Origin of the sequence: Ureibacillus chungkukjangi (assembly GCF_044795995.1) — a bacterium.
GTDB classification, from domain to species: domain Bacteria; phylum Bacillota; class Bacilli; order Bacillales_A; family Planococcaceae; genus Ureibacillus; species Ureibacillus chungkukjangi.
Genome location: NZ_CP085009.1, coordinates 1,145,482 through 1,162,302, shown reverse-complemented (window position 1 = coordinate 1,162,302; position 16,821 = coordinate 1,145,482). Strand labels below are relative to the sequence as shown.

The 16,821-nt window shown below is 36.5% G+C and carries 18 protein-coding genes; 5 read left to right on the top strand and 13 right to left on the bottom strand.

The features are described 5' to 3' along the window. Window positions 1-24: 24 nt before the first annotated feature. Entirely contained in the window at window positions 25-198 is a 174-nt protein-coding gene (rpmF, locus tag LG296_RS05750; RefSeq protein ID WP_107933823.1) for a 50S ribosomal protein L32, read from the bottom strand. Window positions 199-222: 24 nt separating this feature from the next. Next, on the bottom strand, window positions 223-756 hold the full coding sequence (locus LG296_RS05745; RefSeq protein WP_107933822.1) for a DUF177 domain-containing protein: 534 nt from the start codon (window positions 754-756) through the stop codon (window positions 223-225). A 231-nt stretch (window positions 757-987) separates the two neighbouring features. On the opposite strand from LG296_RS05745, the gene LG296_RS05740 reads away from it, so the two are divergent. Then, on the top strand, window positions 988-2,196 hold the full coding sequence (locus LG296_RS05740) for a nucleotidyltransferase (protein WP_107933819.1): 1,209 nt from the start codon (window positions 988-990) through the stop codon (window positions 2,194-2,196). A gap of 571 nt (window positions 2,197-2,767) precedes the next feature. On the opposite strand, the gene LG296_RS05735 is transcribed toward LG296_RS05740, so the two are convergent. Next, the gene (locus tag LG296_RS05735) at window positions 2,768-3,817 is read right to left on the bottom strand and encodes a SepM family pheromone-processing serine protease (RefSeq protein WP_404427968.1); all 1,050 of its coding nucleotides are present in this window, start codon (window positions 3,815-3,817) and stop codon (window positions 2,768-2,770) included. Window positions 3,818-3,919: 102 nt separating this feature from the next. On the opposite strand from LG296_RS05735, the gene LG296_RS05730 reads away from it, so the two are divergent. Beyond that, window positions 3,920-4,828 (top strand): hypothetical protein, encoded by a 909-nt coding sequence (locus LG296_RS05730; RefSeq protein ID WP_404427652.1) that lies wholly within the window; start codon window positions 3,920-3,922, stop codon window positions 4,826-4,828. A gap of 60 nt (window positions 4,829-4,888) precedes the next feature. Here LG296_RS05730 and coaD read toward each other — a convergent pair whose 3' ends face one another. From coaD to LG296_RS05715, 3 genes are all read right to left on the bottom strand, one after another. Then, a complete protein-coding gene (coaD, locus tag LG296_RS05725; protein WP_107933816.1) occupies window positions 4,889-5,374 on the bottom strand; it encodes a pantetheine-phosphate adenylyltransferase in 486 nt (161 codons plus the stop codon). Window positions 5,375-5,406: 32 nt separating this feature from the next. Then, a complete protein-coding gene (gene rsmD, locus LG296_RS05720; RefSeq protein ID WP_107933814.1) occupies window positions 5,407-5,961 on the bottom strand; it encodes a 16S rRNA (guanine(966)-N(2))-methyltransferase RsmD in 555 nt (184 codons plus the stop codon). A 74-nt stretch (window positions 5,962-6,035) separates the two neighbouring features. Then, entirely contained in the window at window positions 6,036-7,445 is a 1,410-nt protein-coding gene (locus tag LG296_RS05715) for an RNA polymerase II (protein WP_107933812.1), read from the bottom strand. A 55-nt stretch (window positions 7,446-7,500) separates the two neighbouring features. Between LG296_RS05715 and LG296_RS05710 the strand changes: the two genes are divergently transcribed. Further along, window positions 7,501-7,890: a methylthioribose kinase gene (locus LG296_RS05710; RefSeq protein ID WP_107933810.1), complete on the top strand. Its 390-nt coding sequence runs from the start codon at window positions 7,501-7,503 to the stop codon at window positions 7,888-7,890. A gap of 69 nt (window positions 7,891-7,959) precedes the next feature. On the opposite strand, the gene LG296_RS05705 is transcribed toward LG296_RS05710, so the two are convergent. Then, a complete protein-coding gene (locus LG296_RS05705) occupies window positions 7,960-8,232 on the bottom strand; it encodes a YlbG family protein (RefSeq protein WP_107933808.1) in 273 nt (90 codons plus the stop codon). A gap of 349 nt (window positions 8,233-8,581) precedes the next feature. Here LG296_RS05705 and LG296_RS05700 point away from each other — a divergent pair, with 349 nt between their 5' ends. Beyond that, window positions 8,582-9,511, top strand: a complete 930-nt coding sequence (locus LG296_RS05700; RefSeq protein WP_107933807.1) for a glycerophosphodiester phosphodiesterase — start codon at window positions 8,582-8,584, stop codon at window positions 9,509-9,511. A 123-nt stretch (window positions 9,512-9,634) separates the two neighbouring features. Here LG296_RS05700 and LG296_RS05695 read toward each other — a convergent pair whose 3' ends face one another. The 3 genes from LG296_RS05695 to LG296_RS05685 all read right to left on the bottom strand — a co-directional run bounded on the left by LG296_RS05695 (window position 9,635) and on the right by LG296_RS05685 (window position 12,942). Then, window positions 9,635-10,084 (bottom strand): YlbF family regulator, encoded by a 450-nt coding sequence (locus LG296_RS05695; RefSeq protein WP_107933805.1) that lies wholly within the window; start codon window positions 10,082-10,084, stop codon window positions 9,635-9,637. 173 nt (window positions 10,085-10,257) lie between these two features. Beyond that, on the bottom strand, window positions 10,258-11,736 hold the full coding sequence (locus LG296_RS05690; protein ID WP_107933803.1) for a UDP-N-acetylmuramoyl-L-alanyl-D-glutamate--2,6-diaminopimelate ligase: 1,479 nt from the start codon (window positions 11,734-11,736) through the stop codon (window positions 10,258-10,260). A 135-nt stretch (window positions 11,737-11,871) separates the two neighbouring features. Further along, window positions 11,872-12,942 (bottom strand): CAP domain-containing protein, encoded by a 1,071-nt coding sequence (locus tag LG296_RS05685; protein WP_107933802.1) that lies wholly within the window; start codon window positions 12,940-12,942, stop codon window positions 11,872-11,874. A 151-nt stretch (window positions 12,943-13,093) separates the two neighbouring features. Between LG296_RS05685 and LG296_RS05680 the strand changes: the two genes are divergently transcribed. Further along, window positions 13,094-13,459: a YugN family protein gene (locus LG296_RS05680; protein ID WP_107933799.1), complete on the top strand. Its 366-nt coding sequence runs from the start codon at window positions 13,094-13,096 to the stop codon at window positions 13,457-13,459. A gap of 145 nt (window positions 13,460-13,604) precedes the next feature. Here LG296_RS05680 and LG296_RS05675 read toward each other — a convergent pair whose 3' ends face one another. The 3 genes from LG296_RS05675 to ltrA all read right to left on the bottom strand — a co-directional run bounded on the left by LG296_RS05675 (window position 13,605) and on the right by ltrA (window position 16,535). Next, complete coding sequence (locus tag LG296_RS05675; RefSeq protein WP_107933797.1) at window positions 13,605-14,066, bottom strand: DUF420 domain-containing protein; 462 nt, start codon at window positions 14,064-14,066, stop codon at window positions 13,605-13,607. A 75-nt stretch (window positions 14,067-14,141) separates the two neighbouring features. Continuing rightward, complete coding sequence (gene ctaG, locus LG296_RS05670; RefSeq protein WP_404427651.1) at window positions 14,142-15,062, bottom strand: cytochrome c oxidase assembly factor CtaG; 921 nt, start codon at window positions 15,060-15,062, stop codon at window positions 14,142-14,144. Window positions 15,063-15,272: 210 nt separating this feature from the next. Beyond that, window positions 15,273-16,535 carry a group II intron reverse transcriptase/maturase gene (gene ltrA / locus LG296_RS05665; RefSeq protein WP_107937924.1) on the bottom strand — a complete coding sequence of 421 codons (1,263 nt, stop codon included), beginning with the start codon at window positions 16,533-16,535 and terminating at the stop codon, window positions 15,273-15,275. Window positions 16,536-16,821 lie beyond the last annotated feature (286 nt).

The following is a 16,821-nucleotide window of genomic DNA, read 5'->3' as shown; positions in this document are numbered from 1 at the left end:
GCCTTATTATTAGTAAATACTGAATTATTTACTAACTACTTCTTTACCTTTGTAGTGACCACAAGCTTTACATACGTGGTGAGATAAAGTAGCTTCACCACAGTTTGGGCATGCTACCATACCAGGTACAGATAATTTGAAATGCGTACGACGCTTTCTTTTTGCAGTTTTAGAAGTTCTTCTAAACGGTACAGCCATTATTGGCACCTCCTTACAGATTATCTATTCATCTGTTTGATCAAAATACTTAGCTAAATCAGCCAGTCTTGGATCCACTTTTGGTTCGTCATTTTCGTTTTGACGAGCCACATCTTCATCAGTTAAATAACTCCAGTTTTTGCCTCCCTGTACTTTTCCTTCAGTATCCTCTTTAAAAATTTGCATAGGCACTTCAAGTAGTACTAGTTCCTCTAAAACTGGTTTAAAGTCGATCACGTCACCATCAATATAATGTATATCTTCATCGTCATTTCCACGATGCTCAGGATCTATCCAGCTGAAAATTTCAACTGCATCGACTTCAATCGGGTATTCAACATCTTCCCATGTTCTAGAACATGGTAGAGTTAATGTAGCTGTCATCGTAAACTGACATGTCATTTGCGATGCACCGAAAGTACAGTGTCCTTTTACATGAACGGGTGAAATATGACGAATTTCTTTGTTTCGTTTCATTACATCATCCAATTGTACTTCTGCATCAATCGGCATCCCATTTTGGCGATACTTCGATAATTGATGAATTGACCATTTCATTCACTAATCACCTCGAGACAACAATGTTGATTATATAATGTGTATTTTTAGATGTCAAGATATTTTCTTGTCACTATACAAAATGAGTAATATAATTTTAAATAATTGAAGAAAAACGTTAGAAAAAGGAAATTATTAAAATAGTTTCAGCTAATTTCTTATTTTTACTTCTTTTCCAAGAAATTACTCAGTTAATGCTTTAAAAATCTTCCTACTTAGGAGTGTAACATAATGAAGGCTGTTGGTGTGGTTGTTGAGTATAATCCATTTCATAATGGACATTTTTATCATATAAGTCAATCAAAAAGCAAAGCAAATGCTGATGTCGTTATCGCTGTGATGAGCGGTCACTTTTTACAACGTGGTGAGCCTGCTTTGTTAGACAAATGGCACCGTACCAAGATGGCTTTAAACAACGGTGTAGATCTTGTAATAGAGCTCCCTTATGTGTTTTGTACTGGACATGCTACTTCCTTTGCAGAGGGCGCTATTCAACTGTTAGAGGCTATTGGCTGTACCAAATTTGCATTTGGAAGTGAGGAGGGCTCTATAGATCCTTTTTTAAACACCTTTCATTTATTAAAGAAGCACGAAGAACAATATAATGCTCTGATTAAACAGTATGTTACAACTGGAATTAGTTATCCCCAAAGTTTATACAAGGCATACGAGGAACTTCGTCAAAATGAAGAGAATCAGACAATCGATTTATCACAGCCAAATAATATTTTAGGCTATCACTATATTGAAGCTGCCAAGCGATTAAAACTTGAAATAGAGCCTATGACAATCCCGAGAATACAAGCTGGATTTCATGATGACATTAACACCCAATCTACAATAGCAAGTGCAACTGGCATAAGAAAGGCTCTATTTGAGCAGCACTCGCTTCATGAAATTAAACAATTTGTTCCTGACGAGTCATATAACCAGATGGAAAGCTGGCAAAATAAGTATGCTTCCTTTATCAACTGGGAAACATTTTGGCCTTACCTTCGCTTTTCCATTTTGCGAAACACGCCAGAGCAGCTCACTCAATTTGCTGATGTGAGCGAGGGCATCGAATTTGCTTTAGTCAAGGCAGCTAAAAAAAGTGAAACCTTTAGTCAATTTATGAATCAAATCAAGTCAAAACGCTATACTTGGACAAGACTCCAGCGAATGGTGACACATATCTATACTGGTATCACAAAGGAACAATTGCACTATTCCAAAATGCCATCCTATATTCGATTATTAGGCATGACTAAAAATGGACAAGCCTATCTATCACAAAATAAAAAGCAATTTCAGCTGCCACTAATCAGCCGTGTGGCATCCACGAACGACCCGATGCTACAGCTAGACATCCGTGCAACAGACATGTATGCACTTGGCGTAGAATTAGCATTAGGCAAGCAAATTGCAAGTGACTATCAGACACCTCCGATTCGGGTGTAAGGATGCTGGATTGAATGGGGATGGGAGAATAACGGGAGTGAGCTAACTAGGATTCAACTTCGGTTTGTCTCGGCTTGGGCAGTGCCGGGACACTTCGCTCGGAAAGCAGCGTCGGTTTGTCTTTCCGGGACACCTCCCGTTAACCTCGGCTTCCATTTGTCCCCTTGTAAAGTCTATTAAGTCAGTTTCAGAAAGTTATCCGAAAAATCGGAGGTTATAATTTCTTTAACATTAGAAAAACACAACTCGACTAGAATAGGTCGAGTTGTGTTTTTTCTTATGCGGATTTCCTTCAAATCTTATACTTTCTTATCCGCCATATAGACGGAAAAATTCCGCTTAAATTTCGCTTATATTTGCTTTTTAAGTGCTCTATATCTACATTAACCGGAATTTCTCCTCTTATGATACCTACACGAAAATCAATAAAGTATAATAACAGTACAAACAACAGACTGAAAAAACAGTAAATCTGCCAGAAAGTTATCCGCAAATCGGAATTTTATAATTACAAATGAAAAATAATGGAGAAAAAGCAAATGCTTTTTCTCCAACCTTTTCTCCAACCGCTCTATTCTTCTTTTGGTTTTAATTTTTCTATATAGTTAAGGGCATCATCGATTGTTTTGACTGGTACGATTTCCATTTGCGTGTCGATTTTTTCGGCTGTTTCAACTGCGGCTTGGTAATTGGATTTTAGAGCTGGATTCACATTAAGCATCGCTTCAGTAATTTCGTCATCTGGTGCGAAAAAGATTTCAACCCCATCCTTATCTGCTGCCACCACTTTTTTCTCGATACCACCAATTCGGCCGACCGTGCCATCCTCATACATTTCACCAGTACCAGCGATACTGTACCCCTTTGTTAAATCTTCATCAATTAATTGGTTTAAAATTTCCAAGGTAAACATTAATCCAGCGGATGGTCCTCCGATTTTATCGGCATCAACCTTTACGTTTGGTTCTGTTTTGATGAATTTGCTTTCAGAGTATGTGATCCCTATCCCAACCTTTTCACTGCCTGGGATTTGTTTCAGCGTGAGTGTGCGATCTAGTAGTTTATCTTGACGATTGATTACTAATTCGACTACATCATTTTCTTTTTTTGTACTTAATATCTGTGTAAGCTCCTGTGCTTTTTCGATTAGGACACCGTCCACCTCAACAATTTCATCTCCTGCTTCAAGCTCACCATCAGCTGCACCTTCAGCTAATACATTTAGAACCGTTACACCGTGGTATTCGATTGTATATGGCAGGTTTGCTTTTTGAAAGGCAATATAGAGTGCATTGAATTGAGAATCCGTCATTAGTTTTAACTGACGCACAGTGTACTCTTCTTCGTCTTCTTCCTCTTGTCGTACGTCTTCTTCTTTGAACGTTTCCTCAAATTCTTTAAAATACGAAATGGCATATGTTAGAGGAGTGGCTTCAGCCATTGCTACTGTCATCAAGCTCATGGTTCCTTCATGGTCTTTCTCACCGTCTTCAACCGTGACAAATTGACTTACATCATAGGCGCTACCAGGCTTCATAATATAGTAGTCAAGCCTATAAAAGCTTAGAAAAAAGACTACGATGAACAGAATAATTATAGAAACTAACGATTTTTTCAATATGTATAGCACCTCCAACTAGTAACCTTTTAAGACTAAAATTTTAAAGCATCGCATATATTAGTTTAGCATTTGCAGAAATGGAAAACAAAAATTTGAAAAGAGATGATGCTTATTCCTCTACTCTATTTATTTATCTGTATTACTTTAATCTGTTTATTATTATTCTTTCCAGGAGTCGCACATGAAGGTACTGATCTAGGTGTCGAGTTATTTATGGAGGCTTTATTCCCTTACTTATTACCCTATTTAATTTTAACTCAATGGTTTATCAGATTAACACCTAATAAAAGTAACTCTTCTTCACGATTTAAGCTTTATTTTAAAACCTATGGGATTAGTGCTCTTGGGGGATTTCCGACAGGTGCTGCAACGATTACTTATTTAAAAAAAAGCAATCAAATTTCCCTTCGAGAAGCGAATATCCTATTAAGTATTTGTCATAGTCCAAGCCCTTTATTCGTATTGGGCTTTGTAGGGAATGATTTATTAAATGACACAACTTTTAGCTGGCAGTTTTTATCGTTATATCATATTGTCTCAATTCTAGTATTAACCGGTATATTTTTTTATTTTCGTAGAGAGGATAAAGGAAAACCAATCAAAACTGTATCTACAGAAAAACAGACTAATCCTTTTACAAGCAGTGTAAAGGATAGCATTCCAACTGTTCTAGTAGTTGGAGCGACGATTATATTTTTCACAACAATTTACACGGTTGTCATGCATTCTGTTAAAAGCTTTGTTCCTGACATACATAATAATGTCATGCTGCTTATTGCAGCAATGCTTGAAATGACAAACGGTTTACGAATTGGACATGAACTCTTCGCCAATCACCATACGATTCTTCTGGTCCTGATGGCTACCTTTTTAACGAGTCAGGGCTTAAGCATCCATATGCAGGTTGCTGTAATTGCAAAAGGTGAAGACTTGTCCTTAAAGCCATATATTTTAATGAGAATCTTATATGTATTTTTAATTCCAACTCTTTTTTACCTACTCTTCCTATAGAGAGGGAGGGGTTTAAAAAAATAAAACGACAGACTCCGCTATAGGAATCTGTCGTTTATTTTACTTCTTAAACTTTTCTAGCAATGCATTTTCTACAATTTCTGGTACTAAACCAGTAACGGTGCCACCATATTGTGCAACCTCTTTAACAATGCTTGAGCTTAAGAAAGAATATTGGTTTTTTGTCATGATGAAAAAGGTTTCGATAGAATCATCTAAAAATTTGTTCATGGAAGTGATTTGCATTTCATATTCAAAATCCGAAATAGCACGTAGCCCACGAACGATTGCTTTAGCATTTTTAGCTCTTGCATATTCTATTAATAAGCCTGAGGAGCTTTCAATACGAATATTTGGGAAATCCTTTGTCACTTCTGAAATAAGACTCATTCTTTCCTCAATCGAAAAAAGAGGCTTCTTTGAAGAATTATTTAAAACAGCAACATAAATGACGTCGAACACATCTGCTGCACGTTTGATGATATCTAGATGTCCATTTGTAATTGGATCAAAACTCCCCGGTACAACTGCGATCTTTTCAGACAACGATTTCTCCCCATTTCCCTTTAGCATTTTCACTAAAGTACATTTCTATAAACTGATATTATGGTACTTCCGTACGTTTCTTGTCTTGTTAAAGTATAAGGACCATAATTTTCCGGCAGATTTACTTCTACTGCATGCTCACATACAATGATGGCATCACTAGATAGTTTGTCATTCTCTATTAAAGAATTTAGTAAGTCATAGTACTCCGTTTTATGGTAAGGTGGGTCTAAAAATAGATAATCCAACTGAATATCTCTTTTTAGTAGCCCTTTAACAGCACGAGTGGCATCTGTTTTAAAGGTTTCTGATACATCTTCATACCGGCATTTTTTTATATTCTCCTGCAATGTTTGAAATGCACGACCATCCTTCTCAACAAAGATTGCTTTACTAGCACCTCTACTTAAGGTTTCGATGCCAAGCCCTCCACTACCTGCAAATAAATCTAAAACAATCCCACCATCAAAGAAAGGTCCGATTATATTAAAAATAGACTCCTTTACTTTATCGGTTGTTGGTCTTGTTGTTGTGCCTGTAATTGCTTTTAAAGGCATTCCTTTTCTTTCGCCTGCTACAACTCGCATTCTATCACCAAGCCTTTTTATTTATGTTTTAGTTGCTGTAGCCTTTGAAATAAGCTTAGGTGAAATTCCCAAACTTATTGCTGTTTGATTGTTATAGTTTTTTCACTTTTTTCGATGCTTACATTAAACAGTCTTTGTAGCCATGACTCTTCGATGTAATAGCTATCCGCTATTAGCGTAAGTGGGTCCGAGACTGTATTATATCGCTGATTATTATAAACATAAAACCCATAGCCTTGAGGGAATCTAAAATTCTTCGCTTCATTTTGAACATAATAGCCGTTTTCGCCTACTGAAGTTTGATAGCCTAAGCTTTGTAAAATTGGATCTAGAGAGTAAAGAACTTGGCTATCTTTTAAAACAACGCTTACCTCATTGTTTAGTGCATCTTCAATAATTACTTCTCTTTCGTCATTGAATAAGAACGGAAAAATACGTTCAGTCGTCTCATTCATGGCAAAAAATTCAGTATGAAGTCCAAAAACCTCTTTTAACATTTCGTCTAATTCATTTGCAGAAAGCTTTGTGCCATGCGCATCTTGCAGCATATCTACAAAGCTCACCCTTTGAGTATCTGTCATTTTACTGTTCAAGGTATTAACGATTTCAGTAGATTTGTTACTTCCAACTATTGAATCCGTTAAAAATGAAGCAATGACTTCAGTTAACCATTGCGGACTTTCCTCTAAATCATATTGTAATTTAACCTGTGAAAGTACGACCTGTTCATTAATAGAATCAATCGACAGCTCTTCTAAAAATAGGATTCGTTTCCCCTGCTGAGCCGAAATATTCTTCCCTTGTACAATATCAATATGATCTTCATTTAATAGTTTTAAATCCCTCACATGCTCACTGAGTTCTGAACTTAATAGATTCTTTGCATAAATCGTTAATGCATCATTCGCTTTGTGAATATTGAATTCCCCATTTTGCCAATAGATTTCAGATATTTCACCTGTCCCGGCAAACATCGAATAGTTAACAAGCGTAAGCGATTGACTACCCACTAACGGTAACCCAGTAATCCATTGCCCCTGTACATCACTATCTGTTGAGATATGAACTGTTGTATATGCAGCATGCCCGTTTTGTAAAGTAACAAAAATATCCTTTAAAAGTTGGTTAGATTTTAGCCCACCCTCTAATGGGATGATGTAGGATAAAGACGCATTTCTGCCTTCAAATGCCTCGAATTTTGTTTTATCTTCACTTAAGCGATCACAGCTAGTCTCAGATTCTAAGAAACAATCTGCACTTACACTTAAGTTTGGCCAAGTAATATCAATCGATTGGTTCGCTAAATTATGAAAATGCTGTCGAATATCTAAACTTCCACTTCGATATGTAATTTCAATTTCCTGAGTGTAAGAAAAATCACCTTCACCAGCTTCAAGCTTGTCAGAGAATACGTGATACTGGAAGAAGAGCGTTCCGCAAATTATGAGCATTAAAATTCCCAAAAAACTTATTGCATATTTCATGTGCCTTCCCCCCTTTCGTCGTGATACTATTGTTATCGGAAAGGATGTGTGAAAGTTGATTCAACAATTTATCGAACTTGGTCGCGGGTTTGGAGACATATATGAGCTTTGCGAACTTATTAAAACAAATGAAAAAAGATATCATCATGCCTTTATCTTTATCTCGAATAAAGGAGATGTGCAGGTTGCTTCCATTGCTGTTGCGTTAAAACCGGTAGGGGAAAGTAAATTTATGCCGATATATGTATGTCGCGAAGGTATTCCATATAATCCTGAAAAACCTTCTAAACGACTTGAAATCTTTGAAGAAACTTTAAATGAACTAGGTAAAAAAGCAATTCCAATGGAAGTAAAACATTCCTCAGTATTTTCTGAAACGGTATTGTTTTACCAGCATTTAATTGGCATTTTACGAATGAATCATTTTATCCCACCAAAACAATAAAGAAAAGCTGTTAGCACCTGTAGCTAGACACTGTTTCGAATTACTATACTTCTGTATTTAATTGAACGATTATAAACCAACTTTATAATCATATTCCTTCGCTTTATCTGGTTTGGCATTTTCAAACTCGGTTTTCAAGAATGGACGAAACGACTCTACAACGTCTTTCACAAAAGGAAGGCGTTGTATTTTATTTATCGTTCCTTCAATTTCTTGACGATTACAATAAATAACAACATATTTTAACTTTCGAGAAATATAATGTACATGTCCATATTTTCTTAAACTTTTGGCATGCTTCAACTGATGAATGTATACAATTAAACCTTGTCGTTCTTGCATTCCACTTCCCTCATTTCTTACATAAAAGAATACCATAATGTCAATTTTGATAGCAACAGAGTTTAGTGACACTAAAGCATAATTTCCGTTATAATCTTTGTAGAGAGTTTACAATTCTTTTACTTTCATTTAAATTTACTTATGTGTTGAAGCGAACACATAAAAATTATATTAGATTTATTACTTGTGCTCATAACAACAGTAGAAGAAATCTTACCTCCTCTATAATAAAGAGATGGACTTTAGAATTTTTTAAGGGGAAGTCCCTGCTACATTCAACTGAGGATTATTTGCTGGAAACAGGTTTTGATTATTGTACAAGATAAGGCAGGATTTAAGGAGGATATCCATGGGTAAAAAAACAAAAGTAGCTATTGCTATTGCAGCTGCCAGTGCAGCAGCTTGGGCTGGCAGTAAAGCAATTATAAAACCTCAAAAAAGAGACGATAAAGAAGTTTTACAATACGGGCGACCAATTGTACTTGCTCATCGCGGCGGCTCTCTCTTAGCTCCTGAGCATACTATGCCGGCTTTCGAGAAAGCACAGGCACTCGGTGTAGATGGATTTGAAATTGATATACGTTTAACTAAGGATGAAGAAATCGTAGTATTCCATGACGAAACAGTGGATCGTACAAGTGACGGGACTGGTTCTATAAAAGATTTCACCCTGGAGGAATTAAAACAACTAAATTTCGGCTATAATTTCGAAGATTTAGATGGGCAATCCCCATATAAAGAAGAAAAAGTGGAAATCGTAAGTTTGCGTGAATTGTTAGAGGTGTTCCCTAATATGTATATCAACATCGATATTAAGGATCATCCAGATACGTATGAAGGCAGCTTAATGCCATCTAAATTATGGCGCCTTATTGAAGAATTCGATGCACAAAACCGCATTGTGTTAACAAGCTTCTTTAGCGAACAGGTCGACCGCTTTAACTTATATGCACAAAATCGTGTTGCCTTAGGTGCAGGCGAGAATGATGTAAGAAAAGCCTTTACAGCATTCACAAGCCAATTTGGCCATCTATATCATCCAAAGGTGGATGTATTTCAAATTCCAACCAAGCACGGCAGAGTTTCCTTGGATTCTCCACGATTTATCGCCTTTTTGGAAAAGCTCAACATCCCTGTGCACTACTGGACGATTGATGATGAAGAAACAATTCGTAGCCTAATTGAAAATGGCGCAAAAGGCATCGTAACCGACCGACCAGATATCGCCGTAAGTGTTCTTCAGAGTATACAAGAAGAGAAAGCAGCAGAAGCTGAATAAATAGAATTTTGATTTGCCTCGTGGATGGTTGTCCGCGAGGTTTTTTAGTTGTGCTTTGCTATTAATTGAGTACAAACTATTCCAAAAGAAAAAACCGTCTCTAATTTTAGAGACGGTTGATTTTTAAGCTGAGCAAGAGCAGCCTCCACCAGTGCCACAGCCTGTTCCACAGGAAGACCCACTAGTTGCAAAGAATGGATTGCTTACTGGCACTTTGACAGCTTCAGAAACGGACTTTCCAATAATTAGACTGATTTCATCAAGTAAATCTTGAAAATCGTTTTCTGCTATCTTTAAACTCGCAACACGTTCGTCTAAATCTAGACTTCTTTTTTGCTGGCGAATTTGCTTCATAATTGTATGATAATCAGGATGATATTTACCAAAACGTTGGACATCCTCATATTGTTCTTTCATGCGGTTAAATGTAGAAATCTGATGAACTAAAATATCATCTGTATATACATCGTTATATGCATTGCTTAATTTTTGAGCTTGTTCTGAAGAAAGGATCATTGCACTCAATTCATCTGCTTCATCTAAAATGAAGGCCCATTCTGATGTCATTATCATCATTACTTCCTCCAATCTACTACTACCAATCATAGCAGAATTTAATTAAAGTTTGTATTAAGAAGTTATAAATTTTAATGGAGTTTTAGAATTTTGTTGTAAAAGGCTCCAAATTACGGGATTTAAAAATGTCCCAAAGATTTGTTTATCCAAACCTCTGGGACACTTATTTATTAATCAACATGGTCATTTAATAAATTTTGCAGGGTTAGCCTTACGCTTTCAAAATCAGAGAATTCAATTTCTGTTGAACCAATAGTTTGGGTAGTTTCGTGACCCTTTCCAGCTATTAATATCGTATCCCCAGGCTTAGCTTGACGAATGGCTGTTTCGATTGCTTTTCCTCTATCTAGTATCATTTCATATTTCTGCTTAGGCGAAAATCCTGCAGCAATCTGAGCATTGATAAGTTCTGGGTCTTCACTACGTGGATTATCAGTAGTCAAATAGATTAAGTCTGCATATTTGGAAGCGACAGCCCCCATCTTAATTCTTTTGTGTTTATCTCGATCACCGCCACAGCTGAATACCACTATTAGATCTCTTTTGACCGTTTTGTTTAATGTTTGGAGAACAGCTCTTAAAGCAGCCTCTGTATGGGCATAATCAATATAAATATCTACATCTAAATTATTTTCAATTGTTTCTAATCGACCATTTGGCAAAGTTAGTTTTTCAACTACATCGCAAATGTCTTCTATCGCAAAACCTAATTGACTTACAGTTGTAATGGCAGCAATGGTATTTTGTAAATGGTGCTCCCCAACAAAGGGAATGGAAAATACCTTTTGCCCTTTATTACTCTGCAAGCAGCAGGTTGAAGTTGATAGTCCTTCTGCAAGAAGCTGTAATTGATAATCCACTCGATTACCTAAGCCAAAATATGCTTTTTTCTTTTTCGCCTGCAAACCGACTGTACGACAAAAAGAATCGTCCCCATTTAACACGAGTTGATCTGAAAGTGTAGCAAGCAATTGTTTTGCTGCTTTATATTTTTCATAGGAACCATGATCTTCTATATGGTCTTCTGCTAAATTTAAAAAGACTCCAATATCAATCGAACAATCATCTAAGCGATGCTTTGCAAGGCCCATAGAGGATGCTTCTAGGACAACATACTCAACACCACGACTGACAGCGATTTTCAAAATTTTGTGCAAATGTTTTGGCTGAAGAGTCGTTAAATGCTCATAATCAATGTTTACTTCAACGCCGTTAATGTAAATTCCGTTTGTTCCAATGACTATTACGTTTTTATGTAGTGCTTTTAGTAGCTGTCCGATAAAATGACTAACTGTTGTTTTTCCGTTCGTACCTGTAATTGCTATAACTTGCATTGCATCAGCTGGGAATCGATTTAGCTTTGCAGCACCATATGACATAAATTTTAAGACGTTTGGAACCCAGATGACAGGAACAGAAATTTTTAATGAATCCAACTGTTTCTCATCTTCAATAACAATTCCAACTGCCCCATTTTTTATTGCCATATCGACATATTTTAATCCATCAGACTTTCGCCCTTTACGTACGATGAATAAATCGCCTTCTTTTACACCTTGTGCAAAATCCTCAATTCCAGTTACTTCAACTCGAATAGAACCACCTTTTACCGTACATGGCCATTCCTTTAAAAGTTCTGCTAATTGCAAGTTGTCACTCCTTTTCCCTATTTTATGCCTAGGTTTGAATAGTGACACTAAAATTTGTGTGGGCTTTAAATTTTTTCGTTTCAAAAAAAAGAACCTCTATAGCCAATTTACTCAGCTAAGAGGTCCGGTACCACACTATTCTTCTATTTCATTTTTTTCTTCTTCTACAAAAATTTGTGTATAATAATTCATAAACGTTCCCGACCCCACTTGAGTATAGGCTTCATCAAGCATGTACTTACGGTGTGTACTAGAATTTAGCCAGCCATGAACAGCTTCAATGGAATCAATATAAGAGGTCGCAATATTTTCCTCTGCATTTTTAAACTGGATTCCTTCTGAATCTAATCTTTCCTTTAAGGAGCCTTTAGTTGGTGATTCATGTGAAAGATAACTCTCGGTATACATCTCCTCACTATGCTCCATAGCAACTGATGTTAAAGAAGCCTCCTCAGAAATAATAGGTAAATTATTGTTTACTCGGAATACATTTAGTAAATCATAAATGATAGTTGCATTTGCCTTATTACTTTCTTCTATTAAATAGGAAGTAGGACTTGGAGGAGATAATAATTTACCGACAAAGGACATCTCATATGGGCGATGTATGACTAGTGTTCTGCTATCCATAAAGCGAATTCCACTTAACATGCCAGTTTCACTATCGATATAAAGCTGTGCAAAGATATCACCGAATTTCGTTAAAATTCTTGTATTCATATCATCTTCACTCATTGTAAAACTATAGATATTATTTTCAATCGTTGCATTCAGTTCTGATTCGATAATCGTCATGCTATAAATGTCTTCAAGTGTCTGGCCCATTTTATAGGGACTTATATCAGATTCATTTGCATTGGTATACACTTGCGTTACAACACCATTTGCAACAGCAAACATCATAAACTGAGTTGGAATTTGATTATAAATCCACCAGTCATAACCATAGGCAGATTTATCAGTACGAGCAGGTTCTTTATACAGCTTTTTGAGCTCATCACTACTTTTACCAATCAGGGTTGATAAGCCTTCTTCTGGACGAGGTAAAGAGTCCTGAGAGATTTCTTGGTTACTACTTGTTTTTGGAATAATTTGAGATGTAGAATTGGGCCCCTCTAAAGGTTGATAATTATCTGAGCTTGAAGAATAAAAAAAGATAATTGCAAGAAAAGAAAGGACAATTAATATTCGAAAAAGAGTTTTCATTTCGTTCCTATCCTTTTAAATTTATTGGTACTATTATATCAATAATATAGTGGTTGACACAATGTTGCCATTGCAACAAAAGAAATTTTGCTCTATTATAAAAAATGAGCGTATACTTATTGTACGATTTAGCTAAAGGAGGATTTTTTTAATGTATTTCGAAAACAAAACACTTGAAAATATAACTGCTGAACAAGAACTACTTGTAAGCGTTATGGAAAAGAACGGTCTAGAATGCGACGGTGGCTGGGATTTCGATCGTATGACTTTCGATAAACGTTTCGATTTAAAAGAAGGGCGCTACTACTTACGTGTATTCTGTCAAGCTATTTCAGGAGACGTTGGTAATCGCTCAGCAGTTCTAAAAATCGCTAAACCTGCACTTGGTAAGTACTACTATCCACATGGTGTTGAGTATGGTGAAGATGAAGTATTCCCAAAACACCTAGTGACAGAATGTGAACAAATTCTTGAAAGTGTTAAAAAAGAATTTGCTGCTTTCGGTATTGAAGCATAATATAAAAATACACAAAGGACATGGACAAGCGCCATGTCCTTTTTACTTGCAGTATTTCCTTGGAAAACATAAAAATTCCCCAATTTTCCCGAATGAAAAAAAAAACAGCCCTTAAGACAAGCTCAAAAGACTGTTTTAGTTCAAATTAGAATCCAAGTATTGCTTTAAATAGTGACGTTGTTTCTCCACCATGGTAAATTACATACAGTAATAGATAAACGGCTACACCTGTAATAGCTACGAAAAACCAAATAATACTTGTAATTGGACCGATTTTACGGTGAATACTTAGCTTTGTTTTTAACCCTGTCGTAATACTAACAATACCGAATACGGCTCCCGAAGTAGCTAAAATAATGTGGAAAATTAAAAAGAATGTGTAATACCCTTTTATATCATCTGGACCACCAAATGACGTATTCCCGATAAATATTGTTCTAGAAGCATAAATGATAAAGAAGATTAAAGCTGCAACTCCAGCAGCAAACATTACCTTTTTATGTGCTTCAATTTTCCTCTTATAAATTAGACCCCATCCAATTGCGACTAACACAGCACTAATAACAATAAATGAAGTACTAATTGTAGGTAGAATAGGTACGCTCATTTTACATTCTCCTATCATTTAGTAATCTATATCTTTTCTTAGAAAGAATATGATGCTTTTTTCTAAAGTCAGCAATTAATACTGCTGACTTTGTTTATTTGCCTGGAAATCTCGTAATGCATTCTCTGTGATGGCTTTATCATCTTTCTTTTCTTGTATCCACCATTTTCTGAAGACAGTGGCTAATACAACACAGAAGATAATCTCTTGAATAATTTTCATTAAAACCCCACCTAATTGCTGATCCTCAAGGGGTTTCATATTATTGAAGAGCTCTGGTCCTGACAATGCTAATCCCGATAATGTTGACGCTGGTACACAAAGCTCCATTGCTTTTAACCATGCTTCACCATCTGTGTATGTTGAATACATCGGATTTGGGTTAAAAATGATTAAAGCACACGCTGGTGTGATTAAAACCGCATTGGCAATAATATAGGCGATTTTATATAAGGGCTTCATTTGCTTGTATCCTGGAACATTCCCCACTAACGGCCAGTTCATAAAAAAGGCTGATAGGAATAAGAAGAAAGTGAAAATCCCATGGAATGTTTCATCTAATTTAATGGCATCAAAAATGCCTGGCATATGATATAAAGAGAACATCATTGCAAACACAAAAGCTGAAATCACAGGTTTTGTTAATAAATCAAATATATTACGGAAAACTGGTGCTTCAACGACTACTTTCCAAACCCACCAGGGAATCCCTTTTATAAGAAACATTGGCACTAGCAATAATAGAAAGGCCATCTGTACCATATGATAAGAAAACATAATATGGGACATTAAATCAATCGGAGAGCCTTTAATGACATAAAGCAATATCATTGCTAATATAAAATAAGTTGCTTCCCCTCTTTTTAAGGGTTCACTCACTTTAAAATCTTTTCTCCATACAACTGTTACTAAAAAATAGACGACAGTTAAAAATAATATAACTCCTATTAGATAAGGACTCCACAGTGCTTGAAAACCAAATATACTTAATGGCATAATCATGCGCTCCTTTAAACTTCAGTAGTTCTATTATAGAACGCTTACATCGTAACATCAATGAACGAAGTATGACAATTATAGCAATTTCGGTGTTTAAACAAAATTTAAATGTCTAGGATAATTCTCCTTAGAAATCGAGTAGGAGGGAGTGATTAACTCCCGACCTCTCACACCACCGTACGTACGGTTCCGTATACGGCGGTTCAATTAAGATGAATAACGCAAAGTTTCGTAACGAACTTGCAGACTTTTCAGCCCTTGGCTTTCCCAATAGGAATTGCCGAGGGTTCTGTGTAATATGGGGCTATTAGAAATGCGCCAGTACCCTTTCCGGGTGTTTCCCCACTCGTATGCTTTTCCAAAAGGAACTTTCAATCGAGTAAGATTTCTGACTCTTGTTCGAGGTTTCTTCCAATTCTTCCATAGACACATCCTTAATCTTCTTTTAATCCAGCTATCTAGTGATTTGAATGTGGAACTTGTATCTGCTAATGCAAAATAACCACACCACCCCATTAGATACTGGTTTAACTTCTCGATTCTGTATTCCATGGAATATGGCATCTTTCTTGAGGTAATCTCTCGTATTTTCATCTTCATTCGGACTAGACTTGTTTTCGCAAGACGAACTTTTGGTTCTTTGTGATTCGTGAAACTAAAACCTAAGAACTTTCGGTTCCAAGGACGATCTACTGCTGATTTCTTTTGGTTTACTTTTAAACGAAGTTTTCCCTCAATAAATCTTTGTACACTCGCCATTACTCTTAACCCCGCACGTTCCGTTTTCACATAAATATTGCAATCATCTGCGTATCGAACGAATTTATGTCCACGTTCCTCCAACTCTTTATCAAGTTCATCTAGAACTACGTTTGAAAGTAGAGGACTTAAAGGTCCACCTTGTGGTGTTCCTTCTTCTGTACTTGAAACCACTCCATTTATCATGACACCGGCTTGGAGGTATTTACGAATAAGTTTTAATAAAGGTTTATCTGAAATTCGTTTCGTTAATGTTGCCATTAGTCGGTCATGATTAACCTTATCGAAGAATTTCTCTAAATCCATGTCAATTACCCATCGATAACCTTCCTTTAAATAACCCTTTGCTTTCCGAACGGCGTCATGGGCGCTCCGATTTGGACGGAATCCATAACTGTGGTCCGAAAATGTTTCGTCATATTCCTTCGATAAAATCTGCGAGATAGCTTGTTGAATCAAACGGTCTGTCACGGTTGGGATACCTAGTAAACGCACACCACCATCTGGTTTCGGGATTTCGACTCGACGTACTGGTTGCGGTTCATAGGTTCCATTCAAAATCTGCGATTTAATGGTTTCCCAATTTTCGAGCATGTGCTGTCGTAAGGTTTGTACGGGCATCATGTCTACTCCATGGCTTCCTTTATTCGCTTCAACTCGCTTTAGCGCTTGTATCATATTTTGCCGTTCAAGAATTTGATTCAACATCACCATTTCGTTCCTTTCCGTGATTAGCTTATCTTCTTATGCCCATCTGAACTCCACCCTCCGCAAATACCCTCGTGGGATTCACCACTACTTTCTAAGCGTGAGGTTTCTCTGTTTTCTGTGCTCATTCATTCTAGATGGAAAGCCAAGGGCTAATCTCTCTTAATTGTTCAGTCCTTCCGACTGGTTCTAGACCCAATCGTACTATGACCTCTGCTGACTTCTGATGATTCAGCTACTTGTCACCAAGTAGGTTATGAAGGGTACTTCATGTTTCCATCAGACCTCC

Coding starts and splice junctions, on each gene's coding strand:
- rpmF (WP_107933823.1), bottom strand. CDS start 198: ATGGCTGTACCGTTTAGAAGAACTTCTAAAACTGCAAAAAGAAAGCGT.
- LG296_RS05745 (WP_107933822.1), bottom strand. CDS start 756: ATGAAATGGTCAATTCATCAATTATCGAAGTATCGCCAAAATGGGATG.
- LG296_RS05740 (WP_107933819.1), top strand. CDS start 988: ATGAAGGCTGTTGGTGTGGTTGTTGAGTATAATCCATTTCATAATGGA.
- LG296_RS05730 (WP_404427652.1), top strand. CDS start 3,920: ATGATGCTTATTCCTCTACTCTATTTATTTATCTGTATTACTTTAATC.
- rsmD (WP_107933814.1), bottom strand. CDS start 5,961: ATGCGAGTTGTAGCAGGCGAAAGAAAAGGAATGCCTTTAAAAGCAATT.
- LG296_RS05715 (WP_107933812.1), bottom strand. CDS start 7,445: ATGAAATATGCAATAAGTTTTTTGGGAATTTTAATGCTCATAATTTGC.
- LG296_RS05705 (WP_107933808.1), bottom strand. CDS start 8,232: ATGCAAGAACGACAAGGTTTAATTGTATACATTCATCAGTTGAAGCAT.
- LG296_RS05700 (WP_107933807.1), top strand. CDS start 8,582: ATGGGTAAAAAAACAAAAGTAGCTATTGCTATTGCAGCTGCCAGTGCA.
- LG296_RS05695 (WP_107933805.1), bottom strand. CDS start 10,084: ATGATAATGACATCAGAATGGGCCTTCATTTTAGATGAAGCAGATGAA.
- LG296_RS05685 (WP_107933802.1), bottom strand. CDS start 12,942: ATGAAAACTCTTTTTCGAATATTAATTGTCCTTTCTTTTCTTGCAATT.
- LG296_RS05680 (WP_107933799.1), top strand. CDS start 13,094: ATGTATTTCGAAAACAAAACACTTGAAAATATAACTGCTGAACAAGAA.
- LG296_RS05675 (WP_107933797.1), bottom strand. CDS start 14,066: ATGAGCGTACCTATTCTACCTACAATTAGTACTTCATTTATTGTTATT.
- ctaG (WP_404427651.1), bottom strand. CDS start 15,062: ATGCCATTAAGTATATTTGGTTTTCAAGCACTGTGGAGTCCTTATCTA.